The organism is Rhizobium sp. M1, from assembly GCF_002531805.1.
In the GTDB taxonomy this organism is placed as follows: domain Bacteria; phylum Pseudomonadota; class Alphaproteobacteria; order Rhizobiales; family Rhizobiaceae; genus Rhizobium; species Rhizobium etli_C.
This window is the reverse complement of the sequence record NZ_NWSW01000065.1, coordinates 1-17,770: the sequence shown is the minus strand read 5'-3', so window position 1 is coordinate 17,770 and position 17,770 is coordinate 1. Positions and strand designations below refer to the sequence as shown.

The following is a 17,770-nucleotide window of genomic DNA, read 5'->3' as shown; positions in this document are numbered from 1 at the left end:
TCCGGCAAGAGCGACAATGGCGGTTCCGACAACAGCGACAACGGCGATTCCGGCAAGAGCGACAACGGCGGTTCCGGCAAGGGCGGACAGAACTGAACTTGTCATCGCAGAGACGCAAAGGGTGAGGCCGGTCTCCGGCCTCACCTTTCTTGGATCATCGGCTTAAACCTCAATCGGCGGCCATTACCGTTCTGAAAGAGACATGGCGGCGAACTCGACGAGCTGGGCTTCCCCGCCAGATTCCCGATCATAGTCCGGCAATCGACCTTGTGTTTTGCCGCCCGCGCTCGATATGAGTCTAATCGGCCAGACGCCTGCTCCCCTGTTTAGTCCTGGGAACAGCGTGCCGGTGCCCTGCCAGCAGGAGACTCTCATGGTCGAAGCGATCAACCCGATCTCCGCCACCGCCGCATCCGAGCCCACCAAGATCGGCACAAGCACCTCTATCAGCTCGGAACCAGACAACGCCTGGGTCGCCGCCCGCCAGTCGCAGATCACCGCCGATCGGCAGGCATCCCGAGAGATGGCGCGGAAGCAAAGCGCAACCGAGCTCATCCCCCATGCGGATCTGGCTGATGAAGACGAAATGCATCAACGCAAATGGAGTGCGAGATCGCAGGAAGAGAAAGAAGCCGGCGAAACTGCGGAACAACCGACCTTATCAGGCGAAAGTGAGCGGATCGGCACCCGTAACTTCGATGACGCCGCGCCCTTTGGTAAGCGCGAGGCGATCGTCTAGTTTAGTGTACGCAATAGGACTATCTTCCTTCGCCAACAGAAGATCTGGCGAGGATGCTTCCCACCCGTCCTCATTCCTGTGCTCGTCACAGGAATCCAGTGCGCCCAAGTCCTTGGGCGCGAGAAACCCTTGAAAAGTAACGGAGTCATTCACCGCGCGGACGCGCTGTGGCTGGATTCCTGTGACGGGCACAGGAATGAGGTGGGGAGGTGAGCACTCCCCGTCAAAATTCGCTCGGCGTGATAGGCCGACGACAGTATTACCACTTACGCCGCACAAGCCTCGCACAGACCGCGGATCTCGATCGTCGTTTTCTCAGGCTTGAACTTCTGCCCGCGCACCCAGGCCATCAGCCGGTGGTCGACCTCATGGTCGTGGAACTCCATCACCTGGCCGCAGCTTTCGCAGATGGCGAAGGCGACGATGCCGTGGCTGTGGCAGTTCTCGCCCGGGTGGGCGCAGGCGACGAAGGAATTGATGCTTTCCAGCCGGTGCACGACACCGTATTCGAGCAGTTTCTCCAACGCCCGGTAGACCTGCAGCGGCGCGCGAAAACCATGATCGCGCAGCTTGTCGAGGATGGTGTAGGCGCTGAGCGGGCCTTCCGCCTTTTCGAGCACGTCGAAAACCAGCGACTGGTTCTTGGTGAGTTGCGGTGTCGTCATGAGCCTTGTCCTTGCGCGACCGCGCGATGGCGCCTGACGGGAAGCAGGCTGAGAATGAAGAGAATGAGCGCAGCGACCACGATCGAAGGACCTGACGGCGTGTCGTAGGTGAGCGATCCGAACAGCCCGCCGACGACGGCCACCGCCCCGATCAGCGAGGCAAACACTGCCATGATCTCCGGCGTGACCGAGAAACGCCGCGCCGCAGCCGCCGGAATGATCAGCAGCGACGTGATCAACATGATGCCGACGATCTTCATGGCAATCGCGATGACAACGGCCATCAATAGCATGAAGAACAGCCGCGCCCGCTCGGGCCGCAGCCCCTCGGCCTCGGCAAGCTCGGCATTGACGGTTGCCGCCAGAAGCGGCCGCCAGAGCCAGGCGAGCGCCGCGAGCACGAACAAGCCGCCGCCCCAGATCAGCGCGATGTCGGTCCTGGAGACGGCGAGGATATCGCCGAACAAGAAGGCGATGAGATCGATCCTGACCCAGCTCATGAAGGCGACCATGACGAGGCCGATCGCCAGTGTGGCATGCGAGAGGATGCCGAGCAGCGCATCGGCCGACAGCGCCTGACGCTTCTGCAGGAAGAGCAGCAGCACCGAGACGAGGGCGGCGACGGCGAAGACGGCGAGCGTCAGGTTGAGTTCGAAAAGCAGCGACAGCGCCACGCCGAGCAGCGCCGAATGGGCGATCGTATCGCCGAAATAGGCCATGCGCCGCCAGATGATGAAGCAGCCGAGCGGCCCCGTTGTCAGCGCCAGCCCGACACCGGCAAGGATGGCGCGCACGAAGAAATCGTCAAGCATGGCGGCCCTCCCCGCTGCGGGAATGGGCGTGTTCATGCGCATGATCGTGTGCGTGATGATCATCGCGAGCATGCGCATGGGCGTGGCCATCCCCGGCATGTGCGTGCTCATGCCCGTGGTCATGCGCGTGCTCATGGCTGCCATGAACGTGCCCATGCCCATCATGTGCGTGATGGCCGTCCTCGGGATGGCAATGATCCGTCACGGTGCCGTCGGCATGGCGCACGCGCCCGTCCGGCAGATGCGTGTGATCGTGGTGATGGCTGTAGACGGCAAGCGTCTGGGCAGCACGGCTGCCGAACAGGCGCACATATTCCGGGCTGCGGCTGACGGCCTCGGGCGTGCCGCGGCAGCAGACATGGCCGTTGAGGCAGATCACCGTGTCGGTCTCGGCCATGACGACATGCAGATCGTGCGAGATCAGCAGGATGCCGCAGCCGCTGGCATTGCGGATCGATTTGATGAGATCGTAAAGGGCGATCTCGCCAGAGAAATCCACCCCCTGCACCGGCTCGTCGAGCACCAGCAGATCGGGCTTGCGGGCGATGGCGCGAGCCATCAGCGCCCGCTGGAATTCGCCGCCGGAGAGATGCTGCACCTCGGCATCGATCATATGGGCAATGCCGGCGGCTTCGAGGGCTGCCTGCATGTCGCCCTGCCGCAGCGGGCCGGTCAGCGTCATCAGCCGGCGCACCGAAAGCGGCAGCGTCCAGTCGATCGAGAGCTTCTGTGGGACATAGCCGACCTTGAGCCCGGCCAGCCGCTCCACCCTGCCCTCATCCGGCTTCAACACGCCGATCGCCGCCTTGGCGCTCGTCGATTTGCCCGAGCCGTTCGGCCCGATGAGCGTGACGATCTCGCCGCGCGACACGGAAAACTCGACGCCGCGCACCAGCCAGCGGCCGCCGCGCAGGACGCCGACATTCTCAAGCGAAACCAGCGGTTCGCCCTTCTTGTTTGCGGGAGAGAGCATCAAATTTTCCGACAGCGCTGTTGCATCCTGCTATTGCACACGTTATAGCATAACGCAATTGATGTAATAACATAACACCTGCAATTCAAGCGGAGCACCTGATGAAACGCGCCCTGCGGCCTCTGAAAACGTGGGCCTTCAATATCCCCGCAGTCCTCTCCATTCCGGCTTTGGCGATCCCCGCTTTGCTCTTTGCCGGCACGATGCGGGCGGCCGACGCGCCGGTCGTCGTCACCTCGATCAAGCCGATCCATTCGCTGGTTGCGGCGATCATGCAGGGCGTCGGCGAACCGGAGCTGATCGTCGATGGCGCCGCCTCCCCGCATACCTACAATCTGAAGCCTTCGAACGCGCGCGCCCTGCAGGAAGCCAAGGTGATCTTCTGGACCGGCCCCGGGCTCGAAGCCTTCCTGGAAAAGCCGTTGCAGGCACTGGGCTCGAAGGCAAGCATCGCCGAGCTCGACAAGGCCCCCGGCCTCGTCAAGCTGCCCTTCCGTGAAGGCGGCGCTTTCGAACCGCATGACGATGGTGATGATCACGACCATGCCGCCGAAACCGGGCATGACAATCATCACGAGCATGATCATGATCATGACCACGAGCATGGCGCCTTCGACACGCATCTATGGCTCGACCCGATGAATGCCAAGGCGATGGCCGCCGAGATCACGACGACGCTGGTCGCCGCCGACCCCGCCAATGCGCTGACCTATCAGGCCAATGCCAAGGCGCTGGACGACAGGCTGACGGCGCTGGACAAGGAGATCGCGGCCACTGTCGCGCCCGTCAAGGACAAGCCCTTCGTCGTCTTCCACGACGCTTACCAATATTTCGAACGCCGCTACGGCATCCGCGTCGCCGGCTCGATCACCGTCAGCCCGGAAACCATTCCCGGCGCCGAGCGCGTCTCGGAAATCCACCGCAAGGTCGGCGAACTCGGCGCAACCTGCGTCTTTGCCGAACCGCAATTCGAGCCGCGCCTCGTCAATGTCGTCATCGAGGGCACCAGCGCCAGATCCGGCGTGCTCGACCCGGAAGCGGCGACGCTGAAGGCCGGCCCCGATCTCTACTTCACCCTCATGCGCGGCATCGCCGAGAGCATGAAGGCCTGCCTCTCCAGCGCATGATTGCCGTGCAATCTCCTGGAGAGAGCTGAGGCGGAAAGAGGCGGATGACCCCGTTCCGCCTTTTTTCGGTTCAATGCATGTAATGATATAACATTAATATCGATGAGGTTTCCATGGACGACAGACTTCCGGTCACGGTGCTTTCCGGCTTTCTCGGCGCCGGCAAGACGACGCTGCTCAACCACGTGCTCGCCAATCGCGAGGGCCTGCGCGTCGCCATCATCGTCAACGACATGAGCGAGGTGAATATCGACGCCGCCCTCGTGCGCGACGGCGGCGCCAATCTCTCGCGCACCGAGGAGCAGCTGGTCGAGATGACCAATGGCTGCATCTGCTGCACGCTGCGCGACGACCTTCTGAAGGAGGTTCGCGACCTCGCCAACCAGGGCCGCTTCGATTACCTGCTGATCGAATCGACCGGCATTGCCGAGCCGCTGCCCGTCGCCACCACCTTCGAGTTCCGCGACGAGAACGGAGAAAGTCTTTCGGATGTCGCGAGGCTCGACACGATGGTAACGGTGGTCGACGCCGCCAATCTGCTCGCCGACTATGCCTCCGCCGATTTCCTCGCCGATCGCGGCGAAACCGCAGGTGACGGCGACAACAGGACCCTCGTCGACCTGCTGGTCGAGCAGATCGAATTCGCCGATGTCGTGGTGTTGAACAAGATCGGCACGGCAAGCGAGGATGAGCGCGACGCCGCGCGCAAGATCATCATCGGCCTGAACCCCGATGCGAAGCTGATCGAGACGGATTTCGCCAAGGTGGCGCTGAAGGACGTGCTCGGCACCGGCCGCTTCGATATCGACAGGGCCGAGACCCATCCGCTGTGGTACAAGGAGCTGCACGGCTTCAAGGACCATGTGCCGGAGACCGAGGAATACGGCATCCGCTCCTTCGTCTATCGCGAGAAGCGGCCGTTCCATCCGGCCAGGTTGCAGGCCTTTCTCGACAAGAGCTGGCCGGGTGTGGTGCGCGCCAAAGGCTTCTTCTGGCTGGCGACGCGCCCGCACCATGTCGGCGAGATCAGCCAGGCGGGCGCGATCGTGCGCACCGGCAAGATGGGCCTGTGGTGGGCAGCCGTCCCCCGCGAGCAATGGCCGCAGGAGCCTGGCTTCCTCAACGCCTTTGGCCCCTATCTCGATCCCGTCTGGGGCGACCGCCGCCAGGAAATCGTCTTCATCGGCGCCGACCCGATGGACGAGGCCTGGATCAGGAGAGAACTCGATGCGTGCCTGGTCGAAGGCGATGCCTTCATGCCGGAGCGCTGGCGCAACCTACCTGATCCTTTCGCCAGCTGGAACAGGCAGGCCGCATGAAGGCGGCGGCGATCAAACGTTATCGCTGCGTCTGCGAGGAATGCGAGCCTTTGCCGCCGATCGAGGGGCTGCATCCGCTGACGCATGAGCGGGAGGCTGAGGCCGAAAGGCCGAAGCGATTGCTCGGGATCATTGCCGAGCGGGTGATGTCGCCACGCCGCTGGGAGTGACGATTTATCTGTGCAGGAAACGCGTCTCATTTTGCGCAATCCGCGTTCCTCTCTCATTCCCGCGTCGGCATGCTGTGGCCACCCCCTCTGCCCTGCCGGGCATCTCCCCCACAAGGGGGGAGATCGGCAAGAGGCTGGCCCGCCGACCCTTCTCCAACGTCGTGCGGGACACCAGTTCGCCATTGTTTGGGGAGACCATTGCGCCTAGCCGATCTCCCCACCTGTGGGGGAGATGCCCGGCAGGGCAGAGGGGGTGCCACCCGGCAGGCCCTCTCGTTCGCGTCTACGGCCGACGCCGCTCGCCACAAAGCCTGCCCCTCCTTCTTCATGCTCGGGCCTGTCCCGAGCATCTGCCTCCAGTCCGATAAGGCAGCAGATCCTCGGCACAAGGCCGATGATGACGCCGAACAGGGAGCGAAGCGCAAGGCAAACAAGCGAAGGGCGGCCGAAGCCGCCCTCCTCACCCCTGATCAACGACCGACGATGACATTCGAAATGACCCCGTTGGTGATGCCGATCAGCAGGAAGTCGTTGTCGGCGCGAACCCAGCGATAACCGCGCGGCGGAGGAGCGAGCCGGTAGCGGCGGTAGTCGTTGACGTTGGAGAAGCGGCGGCGCTCGCTGGCGTTGACGCGGTATCCCTTCTTCCAGTGCGGCCGGACGACGGTCTTGTGGATGACCACCTTCTTCTGCACGACAACAGGCGGACGGCGATGATCATCCGCGCTGGCCTGTGAGACCACCATCGGCGAGAGAAGGAAGGAAGCAGAAAGAAGAGCGGCAAAGATCTTTTTCATGTGGGGTTCCTCGTGTTGGGCACGGGAGAAAACTAGGCCCGAAAAGATGAACCGAAACTGAAAGTTAAATTAAACTTCCGTAATGAAATCCGTGGCCTGCGGGCCGAGCTTTGTATTTTAGATAAGACTTACAATCAGCATTCGCCGTTGCCCTTGCCGGACGGGAGGTGGGGTCGCGCCGCATGCCGGCTTTTCTCTGGGGTGTGGCTGCGCTCGTCCCAGGCGTGTTTTTTTCAGTCCCGCAATCTCATGGCGGCGGATCTTCGACAAGGCGTGGATTGGATATTGCACAGGAAATCGATGACATGGGTTTCGCCGTCAGAGGAATGCCGCCCGTGCTTGCCTGCTGCGCGCGAGCGTGTAGTTTCGGCCTCGCACCAAAGCAGAGGCACGCAAGACATGTTCATTTTTCCTGTAGCCTCCGAGGGCTTTTCCGCTCTCGCGCGGCTTTCATCCAGGCGCAACCGTGCCCTGCTATGGGGGCGGCGATGAGTGCTCGTGAGGATGCCATGCCGATTGACGGAACTGCCGACGGCTCGCCGTTCGAGGTTTTCCGCGTCTTCCTCAAGCTCGGCCTCACGTCCTTCGGCGGACCGATAGCCCATCTCGGCTATTTCAGGGACGAGTTGGTGGTGCGGCGCAAATGGATCGACGAGGCTGCCTATGCCGATCTGGTGGCGCTCTGCCAGTTTCTGCCCGGACCGGCCTCCAGCCAGGTCGGTTTCTCCCTCGGCGTCCTCAGGGGTAACGGCCTTGTCGGCGGGCTGGCCGCCTGGTGCGGCTTCACGCTGCCCTCGGCAATCATGCTCTTTGCCTTTGCACTGGGCGCCGCCGCCTTCACCGGGCCTGTCGCGGAAGGCCTGCTCCACGGGCTGAAGCTCGTTGCCGTCGCCGTCATCGCACAGGCGATCTGGGGCATGGCGAAGAGCCTGACGCCGGACCGCGAGCGCGCCGGCATTGCGCTGGCGGCGGTCGCCATCGTCGTCTTCGTCGGCGGATCATTCGGCCAGATCGGCGCGATCGCGCTTGGAGCGGCGGCGGGGCTCGTTCTCTGTCGCGCCGATGCGCCCGCACTTGCCGGCCGTCTCGGCTTTCCCGTATCGCCACGTGCCGGCGCGATCGCGCTTGCCCTCTTTGCCGCCTTCTTCCTCGTCCCGCCGTTTCTCGCCAATGCGACCGGCCATCAGGGGATCGCGCTCTTCGATGCCTTCTACCGCTCGGGTGCGCTGGTCTTCGGCGGCGGCCATGTCGTGCTGCCGCTGCTGCAGGCGGAAGTCGTCGCCCCCGGCTGGGTGACGAACGAATCCTTCCTCGCCGGTTACGGCCTGACGCAAGCCGTGCCGGGGCCGTTATTCACCTTCGCGGCCTATCTCGGTACGGTGATGACACCCGCGCCGAACGGGTGGGCGGGCGCTGTCATCGCGCTTGTCGCCATCTTTCTGCCAGGCCTGCTCCTCGTCTACGGCATGCTGCCCTTCTGGGATGGCTTGCGCACCCGCCCAGCGATGCAGGCGGCGATGCGCGGCGCCAACGCCGCCGTCGTCGGCATTCTGGGGGCGGCGCTCTACAGTCCGGTCTGGACGAGCGCTGTGCTTTCGCCGCGGGATTTCGCAATGGCGCTCACCGGCTTTCTGCTGCTCACCGTCTGGAAGGCGCCGCCCTGGATCATCGTCCTGCTGCTGGCGGCAGCATCGGCCTCCCTCGCCGCGGCCGGCGCATAGCCCAAGATCGGATTCGATTTTCGGAACGATTGGGCGCAGATTTGAAACAGGAGCGTCCGCCGCGCGTCCCGTCGGGCCGCCGCGTGCAGCGTTCCGCGACGCGGAAACACCATGGAGGAAACCATGCCCGGCATCAGCATGCGTTATATCGTCGACGACGTCGACGCCGCGGTGGAATTCTACACCAGACATCTCGGCTTTTCCGTCGCGCTTCGCCCGGCGCCAAGCTTCGCCATCTTGACCAGGGACGGCTTCCGCCTGCTCGTCAGCGGCGCGACGGGTCCGGGCGGAGCCACCCAGGCGATGCCCGACGGACGGAAGCCGGAACCCGGCGGATGGAACCGCATCCAGATCGAAGTCGCCGACCTCGAGGCGGAGGTCACGGCGCTGCGCCAGGCCGGCGCGCGTTTTCGCAATGAGATCGTGCAGGGCATCGGCGGCAAGCAGATCCTGCTCGATGACCCCGCGGGAAACCCGATCGAGCTCTTCGAAGCGCCGAAGAGATGACCGCCGCGGCAGCGCAAGAACGGTGGCTGCGCCTTGTCAGCCGTGCCCCAGCGTGTAGTTTTGGATTCGCGTCAATTCAGAGGTAGGCAAAATATGTCCGAATCCGCGGGCGGGCTCTTCGACTATGTCGGGATACTAGCCGTGTTTTTCCTCGTCGCCGCCAATGGCTTCTTCGTGGCTGCCGAATTCGCGCTTGTGTCGGTCAGGCGCAGCCGGGTCGCCGAGCTTGTCGCGGCAGGGCGCATGAATGCCTCCGCGCTCCAGCGGGCCGTCGACAATCTCGACGCCAATCTCGCCGCCACCCAGCTCGGCATCACCATATCGTCGCTGGCGCTCGGCTGGGTCGGCGAGCCGGCGCTCGCCCATCTGATCGAGCCGCTGCTCTCCTGGCTGCCCGAGCCATGGGCAGCAACCGGCGCCCATACGGTCGCGATCGTCGTCGCCTTCGTGATCATCACGGCGCTGCATATCGTGCTCGGCGAGCTCGCGCCCAAAAGCCTGGCGCTGCAGCGCAGCGAGGCCACCTCGCTGGCCGTCGTGCGTCCGCTCGAGCTCTTCCTTGTATTGTTCAAGCCGGCGATCTTCACCCTCAACGGCATGGGCAACCTCGTGCTGCGGGCCGTCGGCCTTCGCGCCGGAACCGGAGAATCCTCGTTCCACTCGCCGCAGGAATTGAAATTGCTGGTCGCCGAAAGCCAGGAGGCCGGGCTTTTGAACCCGGTGCAGCAGCAATTGGTCGAGCGGGTATTCAACATCGGCGACAGACCGGTCTCCGACATCATGACCCCACGTCTCGACATCGAATGGTTCGATGCCGACGACAGCGAGGCGGAGATTTTGAAAACGATCCGCGAATGCAGCCACGAACAGCTGCTGGTCGCCCGCGGCTCGATCGACGAGCCGATCGGCATGGTGTTGAAGAAGGATCTTCTCGATCAGGTCCTCGATGGCGGCAAGGTCCGGCCGCTGGAGGTGATCAAGCAGCCCCTGGTGCTGCACGAGGGCACCAAGGTCGTGCGCGTCATCGACAGCTTCAAGGCGTCGCCCGTGCGCCTTGCCATCGTCGTCGACGAATATGGCAGCCTCGAGGGCATCGTCACCCAGACAGACCTGCTGGAAGCCATCGCCGGCGATCTGCCGGGCGCCGACGAGGAACCCGACATCATCGTTCGGGAAGACGGCTCGCTGCTGATCGACGCGATGATGCCGGCCTTCGACGCCTTCGAACGGTTGGGCCTCAAGGATCGCCCCGACGCCGATTTCCATACGCTCGCAGGCTTCGCGCTGCACCAGCTTCAGCACATCCCCGAAGCCGGCGAAACCTTCCTCTTCGACGGCTGGCGCTTCGAGGTGATCGACATGGACGGCATGCGCATCGACAAGATGCTCGCGACGCGCATTGCCGCGGATGGAGCGGAGGCGTAATCAGTTCATCGCCAGCGTCCAGACCATGCCGGCGGCGGCGCAGCTGAGCAGTGTCGCGATGACGGAAGCCTTGAACCGGAAGATCGCGATCGCGGCGGCGACTGACAGCGCCATTGCCGCTGGCACCGCCGATTGCAGCACCGGAATGTCGAGCCGCAGGCCGGCAAGGCGGACGACGGCAACGTCGGCAAACAGCGTATGCAGACCAAACCAGATGGCGAGGTTGAGAATGACCCCAACCACCGCCGCCGTTATCGCCGACATCGCCCCTGCCAGCGCGACGTTGCCACGCAGTTTTTCGATGAACGGCGCACCCAGGAAGATCCAGAGGAAACAGGGCACGAAGGTCACCCATGTCGTCAGGATCGCTGCAAACGTGGCAGCCAGCATGGGATCCAGAGACCCTGGATTGCGATAGGCGCCCATGAAGCCGACGAACTGCACCACCATGATCAGCGGTCCCGGCGTCGTTTCGGCCATGCCGAGGCCATCGAGCATCTCGCCCGGCTTCAGCCAGCCGAAATGCTGCACAGCTTCCTGGGCGACGTAGGCGAGAACGGCATAGGCCCCGCCGAAGGTGACGACGGCCATCTTGCTGAAGAACAGACCGATCTCGGCGAAGACGCTGTCCGCGCCGAAGACTGTGTAGACGGCAGCGACCGGAATGAGCCACAGGGCAAGCAGCACCGTCGAGATGCGCAAGGACCAGGCAAGATTCGGACGCGCATGCGCCGGTATGGCCTCGCCCAGCACTGAATCGGCATCCGAAAGCACCGGCCCGCTGCCGGCCTTGTGCCCGCCGGTCTTGAAGGCCGCAAGCCCGGCCCGGCCGCCGAAAAAACCGATGATTCCGGCTACGAGCACGATCAGCGGAAACGGCACGTGAAGGAAAAAGATGGCGACAAAGGCTGCAGCCGCGATCGCGACCATGACCTTACTCCTCAAGGCCCGTCCGCCGATCCGAATGACGGCCTGCACGACGACGGCAAGCACGGCTGCCTTCAGACCGAAGAACAGGCCGGCGACGATGGCGACGTTGCCATAGGCGGCATAGATGTAGCTGAGACAGAGGATCGACAGAAACCCCGGCAGCACGAACAATATGCCGGCAACGAGACCGCCCACGGTCCGGTGCATCAGCCAGCCGATATAGATGGCGAGCTGCTGTGCCTCGGGGCCGGGAAGCAGCATGCAATAGTTGAGCGCATGCAGGAAACGGTGCTCGCCGATCCATCGCTTCTCGTCGACGATGATCCGGTGCATGACGGCGATCTGACCGGCGGGGCCGCCGAAGCTCAGGGCCGCGACCCGGAGCCAGACCTTGAAGGCTTCGCCGAACGAAACGCCGTGATGACGCTCCTCGCCCGCGTCGTTCTCCGCCATTTTGCCGGCCAACGCATTTCCTGTCATCTCGACCATCTCATGCCCGCTTCTTCGAAGCGGGCCAATTGTGGGTCTCATCGGTCGCATCGCGGCACCAGCGGAAGAAGGCGTCATAGAGAAGCATGCCGGCCTCGAGCTGCTCCAGATCGTCGGCGTACATCCTGGAGAGGCCGAGCGACGCGGCAAGCAGGCCGGGCGCCTCGGGTGCAAGATCGAGCCTTGCAGTATCGGCGGCCCGGATGATCCGCGCCAGGCGCAGCAGCGGTTCCGACCCCAACCCGAACTCCTCGACCATCACGTCGAAGGTGCAGAGCTCACCGCGATGGCTCCAAAACACCTCTTCGATATCGAAGGGTGTTGCCCCGAAGCGCGCGCCGACCTCCAGAACCTCGGTCGTCGGCACGAACAGGAACAAGGCGTTCGGATCGACGAAACGCCGGATCAGCCATGGACAGGCGATGCGGTCGATCTTCGGCCGCGCCCGCGTCACCCAGACCGTGCGTCCCTCGAGGTCGCGGCGCGGCAGCTTTTCCTCCGGTACCGCCAACCCCTCAGCGATCCAGGATTCGAAACCGCCTTGAAGACTCTCGGCGTCGATTCCGGCATGGCGAAGATAAGCGGCCACACCATGGCTGAGCTTGCCGCCCCTCTGGCAGACCACGACGACGGCATCGGCCTCGACGCTGCCTGCCCAGGAGGCGACATCGGCATGGCTGCGCCGGATCGAGCCCGGCACCAGCCGAGGATCGAGCGCAAAGTCCTCTTCCGTGCGAACATCGATAATACAGGGCGCAGCCGGGGTTCCGATGAGCCGGCTGAGTTTGTCGGGAGAAATTTCAAGAAATGACGGCATGACGCGTCCTCCGTTAATCGGTTTACTGGACGCGATTCTTCAGCATGGCGCCTCGTGGGGTGATCGCGACCCCATGGCAAAATCATGCGCAAAGAGACCCACTCATGTCAAGCGCTCGGCCCACCAGGGCGGTGGTGCGCTGACATCGCCCACCGGCCGCGCCGCAGATTTAAGCGCCGATTCTGGCAGGCTGCAGGCGGAAATCCCTGATATTGCTCGCCTCGCGGCGCCAGAATGGAACAAAATGCTCTTTGCTCCATTTCTTTGTCACCGCAAGAGGAGAAAGTACCATGACGTACGACCCCAATAATGCCAACGACCCGAACCGCCCGCTGAATCCGAATCTGGATTTGCGCACGACTCCGACCGCGCGCACCAGCAATACGTGGGTTGTCTGGGTTGCTGCATTGGCCGTGATCGCTGTCGCTGCATTCGCCTATTCGCAGTGGAGCAGCACCCCCGGCACCTCCCCGGACACGACAGCCTCGACGACCCAATCCGAGCCGGCGCCGGCCAAGCCGATCGCTCCGACCGACAACAGCGCAACGCCCGCACCCGCACCGGCACCAGCCCCGGCCACGCCGCCGGCTGCCCCTGCCCAGCAGTAAGCGCAGCGTCGCAGAAAGAAGCCGACCCAAGGCCGGCTTCTTTTCCGCGGCGGGGCCTTGAACGTCGCCACGCAAGTCCTACCTAAGGACCACGGAGTTTGTCTCTGACGGTTGACCACGGATGTACTGGCAGCCGTTGTCGAGACAAATCGAGGAAGGGTCGGTGCGAGTTTCGCCCGGCCTTTTTTCTTGCCCTATCGGTCGGCGCGCAAAACATACCTTCTCGGTGCCCGCATCCGATCTTAATTGGGGATCCTGTTGTAGAAGGATTGGGGATCGTACACGCACTCATAGTCGAGAAGGCACATTTTGCCGTCCGCATCCCTAACCATTGCCGTGTCGTACTTGTCACCGAGGTTGCACCTGGCCGGCGGATAACGGAAGCTGCGGCCACCGATGCCCATCCGCACAAAGACCTTCTTGTTCTGACGGATGATCTGCGCAAGCTCGCGGCAGCTGTGATCGCCCGCTCTGACCTCCGTTGCGCCTGCGGCAAAGGCCGGCAGCGGCAACGATAGAGCGACGGCAAAAACGACGATTTTCATGACCCCTCCGCTTGGTAAAGAAAGATAGGGCGCGCATAAACCGCCGCTGCCAGTCCTAAGCATGCGGCCGCTTTGGCGCAAGACCCCGCTCTGGCCTCTAATATGTCAATCTTATCAAGAGATTTGGTGGGTGATGTAGGGCTCGAACCTACGACCCGCTGATTAAGAGTCAGCTGCTCTACCAACTGAGCTAATCACCCGTTCGCGCTTGGCTGCGCGGTGTGACGGGGCGTATAAACAGGATCGGCAGGCTTGTCCAGCGCATCGGCGAAAATTCTTTGGTTAATCTCAAAGATTTTTCCGCATGGCCGAAATGCAGCGCATGATCCTGAAAGCCGGCGCCGATCTTCGGAAAGGATTATGCGCAGATTCAAAGTGATAAAGCCTTCCCAGCGCGTCCTGCCGGACGCAGCGGCGCTCTTATGAAATCAAAGGTCGAGGGTGCCGCTCGCCAGCCGCACCGCCTGACCGCCGATCCGCGCGTTGGAAATCGCCCCGCCTTCGACGTCGATATGCAGGTGGATGAAAGAGGGGCGCCCCATCTCGACGCCCTGCTCGATCATGATCGGGTGGTGCCCGTCCGTGAGCCGGTCGAAATGGCGGATGGCGCCGGAGAGTGCGGCTGCCGCCGCACCGGTGGCCGGGTCTTCGACAATGCCCATGCCGCTGGCGAACATGCGCGCATGAAACTTCGCCACGTGGTTGACGCCGCCGCGACAATAGACATAAGCCGAAGCCAGCGCGCCATCGACGAAGGGCACGATCTTTTCCCAGAGCTGCGGATCGAATTCCACCCGCTGCGCCGTGCCGACATCGTGCACCGGAATGAGCAGGAACGGAACCCCGGCGCTCCAAAGCGAAGGAACGTGATTTTCAAAGCCGATCTCGGTGACCTTCAACGATAAAGCGTCGGCGATGCCGAGCTTGTCGAGCGGCATGACGGCCTGCTGCGATTTGCGCGGCAGGTCGAATTCGGCAAAACTCGCCTCGCCCTCCCTCAGCCGCACGGCGCAACGCACCGGCCCGACATTTTCCTCGAGCACGGTAACGAGATCGACCGCCGCTGCGCCATGAGCCCGTTCGGCCAGCGCGATCGCCGTGCCGACCGTCGGATGGCCGGCAAAGGGCAGTTCGCGGCCAGGCGTAAAGATCCGGAGCTTCGCCGCATAGGCGGGATTGGTCGAAGGCTGCACGAAAACCGTCTCGGAGAGATTGATCTCCCGGGTGATCGCCTGCATCGCCTCGTCGCTGAGATCGTCTCCGTCGAAGACCACCGCCAGCGGATTACCGGCAAGTTTTCGATCGGTGAACACGTCATAGACGCTGTAGCTTCGCGCCACATCGGCCTCCTTGAATCGATCATCGCGCCGCCAACCTGCCCGACCAAACGGTCGAGTGCAAGGCGCTAACGCCGGTTACCCTTTCCGAAATACCAGTCGATGACGGGCAGCATGGCGACGTTATAGGGATGGGCCGCGGGATCGGCCGAACGGATCGCCGCCGCACCTGCGATTTCCTTGTCCTCGGCGACCAGCATGTGGGCCTCGATCCGCTTCACCATCTCGTCCGCCGTCAGGTCGAAGCGAAAGAGCCTGAGCAGCGTCACCGTGCGCTTGGCGTGGCTGGCAAAGAGCCCTTCCCCCGCGACCGCGTCGGCCAGGTCCAGTCCGGTCTCCTCGTGAACTTCGCGGCGCATATTGGCCTCGATGTCGCAGCGCCCGTCGATGATATCCTCCGGCTCCAGCGAGCCGGCCGCGAAATAGACCTGGCCGGGATTGGCGGTATGCGCCCCCATGCGGATCGCCACGAGGGCGCCGTCGGAGCTTTCGAGCACCGGATAGGCGAAGATGTGCAGGCCGCCCTGGCGCTGCGGCTGCCGGCGCCACCACATGAAGGCGGAAAATGGAGTGACGTAGCCCTCGCCCGCAATCCCCTCTTGGCTGAACGACAGCCGCTGTTGGAACACCAGGCGGCCGTCGAACAGCGCCGGGTTGGCGGCGGTTTCCTTCGCCCAGTTTTCACGGATCGCCGCTTCCTCGGCGGTGACGAAGGGATGGGTGCCGGGCAGCACACGCAGGTCGACGCCGGCGATCGGGAAAACCGTCGCTTCCGGCGGCCAGTCCACAAAATCATCGGAAATATCGCTGCTCGGAAATTTCATATTCAAATTCGTTTTCATGGGAGATCCAGTGTCATGACGACGGGGCAGTGATCGGATGCTTTCGGCCGGTCCCAGCCGGTGCGTGGATATCGCTCCACCTCCTGGCCTGGCGGAACGACGGTGCGGTAGGGTTGGCCGTTGCGGATGATATCAGGCAGACGGCCGCTATTATGGGCGGCAAGTGCCGGCGAAAGCCAGATATAATCGAGCTGGCAAAGGTGCTGCTCCTGCGGGCCGCGCGCGTGATAGAGCGTCCAGCGGTCAAGCGGCTGGCGACGGACCACGACATTTTCGGCAAAGCCGTCATGACTGAATACGTCGAGCGCGCTTTCCGCCTCCGTCTGATGCTCGAAACGATAACCGGCGCCGCGCCGGCCGACCACGTCGACGCGCTCCTGATAATCATTCATATCACCACAGATGGCGAAGCTCTTCTTGGCGGTGCGGCCGGCGCCGAACCTGTCCTCGATGATGCGGCGCACCGCGCGCGCCTCGGCGCGACGGAGCGGCAGTGTCGATTGCCGTCCATCCAGCCCGTCGCGCGGATTGCCCATCGATTTGAAATGCACGACATAGAGCGAGAACGGTCGGCCGCCGATCAGAAGATCGAGCTCCAGGCAGTCGCGCTTGAAGATCTTGTCGTCGATGCGGTTGCTGAGCGCGAGGTCCTCATCGAAGAGATCGAAGTCGCGATAGGTCGTCATCGCATGACTTCTGATGTCCTTGAGCTCGATCTTCTGGCCGTCGCGCGTTTCCTCGCGCATCAAGACGGCGACATCGATGCCGCGGCTGTCATTGCCCTCGACCAGGAATTTCTGCCTGTAGCCGTTTCCGACCATGCGGAAGAGATAGCCGTATTCGAAGGCCTGCAGGGCAGCCATATTGTCGATTTCCTGCAGGCAGAGAATATCGGCATCCGCATCGGCGATTGCGAGCGCCGTCATCTGCCTGGTGTCATCGGTGGCGGCGATCACCCGCGCCTGCTCGAGCTGCTGATAGACGCCCTCGCTGTTCACCTCGAAAAGCTTGATGACGCGGTCCTGACGCAGCTGGTTGCGGAAGCCGGTGAAATCGAACCGGGTCATCAGGTTTTCGACGTTGAAGGTGGCGAGACGAAGCGACATAGCAAGGGTCCGGTTGCGGGCAGTACCTTACCCGGCAATCGCCGCAGGAAAAGGTGGCCGACCCAAGAAAGTTGCGGACAGGCATGGCTTTTGCCAACCCCGGATGCGATAGCCCACCTCCCTCAAAGCCACCGGCCGGTGCGGATGGCGACCCGCACTGCGTCATCCGGCACGACGGCCATGCGGCTAAAGGCGCGCAGCGGCTGGCAAAAGGCGCTGCCATTGCCCCGGCCCCCTCGGATGATTAGTCGGCCTCGACGATGCGGCAGGCGCGGAAACCAAAAACCCGACCCATTTTGGCCGCCCGCAGCGCCTGCATAAGACGGTCGCTCAGGAAAAATATGCGATTTAAGGGAGGGCTGACCCACAAGTCAGGGCCCTTGAGTGCGGCAGGGCTGACGGCCACCTCGTTATCATGAAGATCCGGCCACATGCTCAGAGTGCCGTCGCCAAATTCCATGACCCTTTGTGAATGCTTCCGAAGGAAAACATCCTTGCGCTCGCCGATGTTCAGGCAAAAGTATTCTCCCTCCACCGGCGTCTTGCGGTCATGCTGAAAAAGCTTGATTGGATAGAGCGAGGAGTGCCCGAGATCGAATTGGCGGAGCACATCGGCGCAGGCCGCTGAAACCACCACCGCGCCTGCGGCAAGCACGAGATCGGCCTGCTTTTTTTCCTTCTTGTCGGGGTACTTGGCAAATATCTCCTTTGGAAAATGCTCAGCAGACATCCGCTCGCCCGCTTGATTTAGTTCGGCCATCTGACCGAGGCCCATCCCCGTTGGCAACGGATCAGCCGTAAACCCCTTGATCCGTGTTGAGTCCATGAAGGCGCGGCTGGC

General features: G+C 63.0%; 19 protein-coding genes and 1 tRNA gene. 8 read left to right on the top strand and 12 right to left on the bottom strand.

Translation table 11 applies throughout. The features are described from left to right. The first annotated feature begins 373 nt into the window (after positions 1 to 373). Positions 374 to 739, top strand: coding sequence for a hypothetical protein (locus CO655_RS31905; protein WP_010028760.1), 366 nt, complete (start codon positions 374 to 376; stop codon positions 737 to 739). A gap of 266 nt (positions 740 to 1,005) precedes the next feature. Here CO655_RS31905 and CO655_RS31895 read toward each other — a convergent pair whose 3' ends face one another. Genes CO655_RS31895 through CO655_RS31885 form a run of 3 tightly spaced genes read right to left on the bottom strand, consistent with a single transcriptional unit; the run spans position 1,006 to position 3,189 of the window. Further along, positions 1,006 to 1,404, bottom strand: coding sequence for a Fur family transcriptional regulator (locus tag CO655_RS31895; RefSeq protein ID WP_004679676.1), 399 nt, complete (start codon positions 1,402 to 1,404; stop codon positions 1,006 to 1,008). Continuing rightward, on the bottom strand, positions 1,401 to 2,216 hold the full coding sequence (gene znuB, locus CO655_RS31890) for a zinc ABC transporter permease subunit ZnuB (protein ID WP_010030612.1): 816 nt from the start codon (positions 2,214 to 2,216) through the stop codon (positions 1,401 to 1,403). Before znuB ends, CO655_RS31895 begins: the two co-directional genes overlap by 4 nt. Next, positions 2,209 to 3,189, bottom strand: a complete 981-nt coding sequence (locus tag CO655_RS31885; RefSeq protein WP_097608379.1) for a metal ABC transporter ATP-binding protein — start codon at positions 3,187 to 3,189, stop codon at positions 2,209 to 2,211. The genes znuB and CO655_RS31885 overlap by 8 nt, the downstream gene beginning before the upstream one ends. Positions 3,190 to 3,290: 101 nt before the next feature. Between CO655_RS31885 and znuA the strand changes: the two genes are divergently transcribed. From znuA to CO655_RS34110, 3 genes are all read left to right on the top strand, one after another. After that, positions 3,291 to 4,316 carry a zinc ABC transporter substrate-binding protein ZnuA gene (gene znuA / locus CO655_RS31880; protein WP_097608378.1) on the top strand — a complete coding sequence of 342 codons (1,026 nt, stop codon included), beginning with the start codon at positions 3,291 to 3,293 and terminating at the stop codon, positions 4,314 to 4,316. Positions 4,317 to 4,429: 113 nt separating this feature from the next. Continuing rightward, positions 4,430 to 5,635 carry a zinc metallochaperone GTPase ZigA gene (gene zigA, locus CO655_RS31875; RefSeq protein WP_097608377.1) on the top strand — a complete coding sequence of 402 codons (1,206 nt, stop codon included), beginning with the start codon at positions 4,430 to 4,432 and terminating at the stop codon, positions 5,633 to 5,635. Next, positions 5,632 to 5,805, top strand: coding sequence for a hypothetical protein (locus tag CO655_RS34110; protein WP_170965055.1), 174 nt, complete (start codon positions 5,632 to 5,634; stop codon positions 5,803 to 5,805). Before zigA ends, CO655_RS34110 begins: the two co-directional genes overlap by 4 nt. A gap of 470 nt (positions 5,806 to 6,275) precedes the next feature. Here CO655_RS34110 and CO655_RS31865 read toward each other — a convergent pair whose 3' ends face one another. After that, on the bottom strand, positions 6,276 to 6,602 hold the full coding sequence (locus tag CO655_RS31865) for an RcnB family protein (RefSeq protein ID WP_010029057.1): 327 nt from the start codon (positions 6,600 to 6,602) through the stop codon (positions 6,276 to 6,278). 488 nt (positions 6,603 to 7,090) lie between these two features. Here CO655_RS31865 and chrA (CO655_RS31860) point away from each other — a divergent pair, with 488 nt between their 5' ends. The 3 genes from chrA (CO655_RS31860) (at position 7,091) to CO655_RS31850 (ending at position 10,255) form a co-directional block, all read left to right on the top strand. Beyond that, positions 7,091 to 8,323 carry a chromate efflux transporter gene (chrA, locus tag CO655_RS31860; RefSeq protein ID WP_097608433.1) on the top strand — a complete coding sequence of 411 codons (1,233 nt, stop codon included), beginning with the start codon at positions 7,091 to 7,093 and terminating at the stop codon, positions 8,321 to 8,323. Between the two features lie 123 nt (positions 8,324 to 8,446). Continuing rightward, positions 8,447 to 8,830, top strand: coding sequence for a VOC family protein (locus CO655_RS31855; RefSeq protein WP_097608432.1), 384 nt, complete (start codon positions 8,447 to 8,449; stop codon positions 8,828 to 8,830). A gap of 93 nt (positions 8,831 to 8,923) precedes the next feature. Next, on the top strand, positions 8,924 to 10,255 hold the full coding sequence (locus CO655_RS31850) for a hemolysin family protein (RefSeq protein WP_097608376.1): 1,332 nt from the start codon (positions 8,924 to 8,926) through the stop codon (positions 10,253 to 10,255). Here the strand turns inward: CO655_RS31850 and chrA (CO655_RS31845) are convergent, their stop codons facing one another. Both chrA (CO655_RS31845) and CO655_RS31840 read right to left on the bottom strand, forming a co-directional pair. Continuing rightward, positions 10,256 to 11,674: a chromate efflux transporter gene (gene chrA, locus CO655_RS31845; RefSeq protein WP_010034696.1), complete on the bottom strand. Its 1,419-nt coding sequence runs from the start codon at positions 11,672 to 11,674 to the stop codon at positions 10,256 to 10,258. Between the two features lies 1 nt (position 11,675). Continuing rightward, positions 11,676 to 12,491 (bottom strand): sulfurtransferase/chromate resistance protein, encoded by an 816-nt coding sequence (locus CO655_RS31840; RefSeq protein ID WP_010034701.1) that lies wholly within the window; start codon positions 12,489 to 12,491, stop codon positions 11,676 to 11,678. A 290-nt stretch (positions 12,492 to 12,781) separates the two neighbouring features. On the opposite strand from CO655_RS31840, the gene CO655_RS31835 reads away from it, so the two are divergent. Beyond that, on the top strand, positions 12,782 to 13,099 hold the full coding sequence (locus CO655_RS31835) for a hypothetical protein (protein WP_097578902.1): 318 nt from the start codon (positions 12,782 to 12,784) through the stop codon (positions 13,097 to 13,099). 242 nt (positions 13,100 to 13,341) lie between these two features. Here the strand turns inward: CO655_RS31835 and CO655_RS31830 are convergent, their stop codons facing one another. From CO655_RS31830 to CO655_RS34105, 6 genes are all read right to left on the bottom strand, one after another. Next, positions 13,342 to 13,644, bottom strand: a complete 303-nt coding sequence (locus CO655_RS31830) for a hypothetical protein (protein ID WP_010034707.1) — start codon at positions 13,642 to 13,644, stop codon at positions 13,342 to 13,344. Positions 13,645 to 13,768: 124 nt separating this feature from the next. After that, positions 13,769 to 13,844, bottom strand: a tRNA-Lys gene (locus tag CO655_RS31825). Between the two features lie 228 nt (positions 13,845 to 14,072). After that, on the bottom strand, positions 14,073 to 14,984 hold the full coding sequence (locus CO655_RS31820) for a PhzF family phenazine biosynthesis protein (RefSeq protein WP_010034710.1): 912 nt from the start codon (positions 14,982 to 14,984) through the stop codon (positions 14,073 to 14,075). A 65-nt stretch (positions 14,985 to 15,049) separates the two neighbouring features. Continuing rightward, positions 15,050 to 15,823, bottom strand: a complete 774-nt coding sequence (locus CO655_RS31815) for a DNA mismatch repair protein MutT (protein ID WP_097608375.1) — start codon at positions 15,821 to 15,823, stop codon at positions 15,050 to 15,052. Next, positions 15,820 to 16,929, bottom strand: a complete 1,110-nt coding sequence (locus CO655_RS31810; protein ID WP_097667873.1) for an endonuclease/exonuclease/phosphatase family protein — start codon at positions 16,927 to 16,929, stop codon at positions 15,820 to 15,822. Before CO655_RS31810 ends, CO655_RS31815 begins: the two co-directional genes overlap by 4 nt. Positions 16,930 to 17,173: 244 nt before the next feature. Beyond that, positions 17,174 to 17,770: DUF1629 domain-containing protein (locus CO655_RS34105; RefSeq protein ID WP_210201039.1), on the bottom strand; the 597-nt coding region annotated here is incomplete at its 5' end.